At 41.6% G+C, this 2,577-nt stretch carries 2 protein-coding genes and 2 pseudogenes; all 4 read right to left on the bottom strand.

All coding sequences use genetic code 11. From position 1 onward, the window contains the following. Positions 1–319: pseudogene (locus QZL69_RS01445) on the bottom strand (extracellular solute-binding protein); the annotation flags it as partial. Positions 320–650: 331 nt separating this feature from the next. Then, a complete protein-coding gene (locus QZL69_RS01440; RefSeq protein ID WP_022213447.1) occupies positions 651–1,163 on the bottom strand; it encodes a hypothetical protein in 513 nt (170 codons plus the stop codon). A 31-nt stretch (positions 1,164–1,194) separates the two neighbouring features. Further along, on the bottom strand, positions 1,195–2,133 hold the full coding sequence (locus tag QZL69_RS01435; protein ID WP_022213446.1) for an AraC family transcriptional regulator: 939 nt from the start codon (positions 2,131–2,133) through the stop codon (positions 1,195–1,197). A 118-nt stretch (positions 2,134–2,251) separates the two neighbouring features. Then, positions 2,252–2,577, bottom strand: a pseudogene (pflA, locus tag QZL69_RS01430) (pyruvate formate lyase 1-activating protein); the annotation flags it as partial.

Raw genomic sequence — 2,577 nt, 5'->3', positions numbered from 1 at the left:
TCTTCAGATATTTCTGATAGCTGTTGTCCTGCATCAGAACGATGTCCGGAAGTGTGCTGTAGTCACCAGCGTTAGCTGCTGTTGTCAGTTTGGTCTGGCAGTCATCAGAAGATGTCTCAATAACGTCTACTGCAAATCCATCATGATCTTTTGCATACTGCTCACCAGCCATCTGCATGGATTTGATGTTGAAGTTCTGATCCCATGCCCATACGGTTAAGGTGTTGTCATCGTCTGCTGCATAAACAGTTGTAGCTGCGCCGGCAAAGGATGCTGCCATAATACCTGTCATTAATACTGCAAGTAATTTTTTCTTCATTTAGATGTCCTCCTTTTATTAAGCGTATTCTTTTACCTCGAATTGCTTATGAATCAATTATAGCATCCGATTCAATAGGATAGTTTGCAGAATCATTTACATAATGTGCATTTTCGACCATTTTGTGTATTTCGCACTATTTACATGATTCATTTTTGGGTTTTTTGTTTGTTTTTCGCATTCATGCGTTTTTTGTCGTATCATTTTGATGAAAAAAATCCTCTCTTTTCGACAGAATGCATAGATTCTTTGTTTCCAAGAGAGGTTTTTGTTCTTATTTCATAAATTTTTCATTCATTTTTTGTACATATTTCACATATTTTTTCACATTTTATGCAAAATAGACTTTTTGAGGATGCAGGGTTTTTATGGTATGCAGCATCTCATCCGTCAGATCAAGAAGAAGTTTTATTTTGTTTCCGTCCTCTTTTACGATCATTGTGTAGTATGGCACATCATCGTCGTAGGATGTGTAATCGTATTTTTTAAGCTTTTCTGTGCCGCCGTTTTTCTTGTATTTTGCAACGCTTTCGTGCCAGTGCGGCGCGGTCACTTCCATGTTTTTGAGTTCCAGGACATGAGCGGTCTTGCGGTATTTCTTGCCATAGATCACATCGATGGTAAGTGTATCGCTCTCAAGTGTGTACTCGTAATCTTTCTGGCTGAAGACATCATACACGAAATAAAGTGCCGCCAGCAAAAATCCTGCAAGCATGAAGGACTGAGAGATCGTGATTCCGAGTATTACAAAGAACACGGCAAAAATGATCATGACTTTTCGCAGGATACCGGACATGCTTTTTTTCTTCCGGGATACCTGCTCTACAATTTTGTAATCGTACATTAAAAAATTCCTTTCTGTTTTGGATTCTATTCTACCATCCCTCTTCTGAGTGGATGTCGAATTTCAGGATCTGCTGTTCGTAGCTTTCCGGGCGTTTTCGCCATTCGATCGGGGTAACTCCCATAAGCTGCTTAAAGTTCCGGTTAAACGTTGAGTTTGTCGTAAATCCGCACTTGTGGGCAATATCTGCCACCGGCGCATCTGTTTTCTGCAGAAGATCACAGGCAGTCTGGATTCGCACGGTATTGATATATTCCAGCGGGCTTACTTTCATATAAGAGGTAAAAAGCCGTCGAAAATGTGTCTCACTGATGTGGCAGCTTTTTGCGAGATTTTCGATCTTGATATCTTCCATGTAGTGATCGGATATGTAATCGAGAGATCTGGAGATCATGTTCGTGATCTTTCCCTTTTCTTCCGGAACTCTCTCTTCTGCTTCATTTCGATTCATTCTGGCAATTTCCGCCAGAAGTGACGCAAGGATTCCTTTTGCTTCCTCAAGATAAAATTCCTCGCCATTTCGCATAATATCCATGATCTTGAGGATCTTGGCTGCTACAGAAGTATTGTCTGCTTCTTTTAGAAACAGTGGTTTGGAATAAATACGCTGGAGCATTTTTTCTGCTTTTACAGGATTGTCCAGAAATTTCCGAAGAAATCCCTCTACATCGATAAACAGATACTCCCACTGGCTAAGATCTCCCGGATCACTGTTCGTAGTATGAGGATAATTCGGTGGAAGGACCGTAAACTCTCTTCCATGAAAACGCACCATATCCTCTCCCAGAATCAGATGCCCCTCTCCCTCATAGCAAAAGCCGATCTCAAGATAATTATGAAAATGAAGATAATCCACACCTTTTCCATAATTCTGCCGCCACTTCTGCCCCAGCAATGCCAGGATCGGGCTCCCCGCCGGCATCTGGTAGTAACGGAACTCCATCTTGGGTTTTTTTCTCTTTTTCGCCATTGTATCCCTCCGTTTCTCAGAGATATTGTATTATTGTACAACAAAAAAAGGGTAAAAAAAAGACCTCTCTGCCATAACTGGCATTGAGATCTTTTTCTTTTCCAGTCTTCTGACCGGTTTATATCGCTCCCAGAATTTCTCTGGCGTTGTCGATCCGTTCCTTCGAAGGTGGTCTGACACCTTCCAGCGGATAAGGAATCCCTAGCTGTTCCCACTTAAATACACCAAGTGTATGGTACGGAAGCACTTCGACTCTCTCCACTGTTTTTAAAGTATGGATAAAATCTGCAAGCCTGTGGAGATACTCATCTTTATCACTGCCTCCCGGAACCAGTACGTGGCGGATCCACATCGGTTTTCCCATATCTGACAATTTCCGTGCCATTGCCAGAATATTTTTGTTGGACTGTCCTGTAAGCTTGATATGTTCTTCTTCGTCAATCT

Origin of the sequence: Blautia sp. CAG:237 (assembly GCF_000436615.1) — a bacterium.
GTDB lineage: Bacteria > Bacillota > Clostridia > Lachnospirales > Lachnospiraceae > Blautia_A > Blautia_A intestinihominis.
The sequence above is the reverse complement of the archived record's forward strand: the minus strand, read 5'-3'. Positions and strand labels throughout refer to the sequence as shown.

Coding starts and splice junctions, on each gene's coding strand:
- QZL69_RS01440 (WP_022213447.1), bottom strand. CDS start 1,163: ATGTACGATTACAAAATTGTAGAGCAGGTATCCCGGAAGAAAAAAAGC.
- QZL69_RS01435 (WP_022213446.1), bottom strand. CDS start 2,133: ATGGCGAAAAAGAGAAAAAAACCCAAGATGGAGTTCCGTTACTACCAG.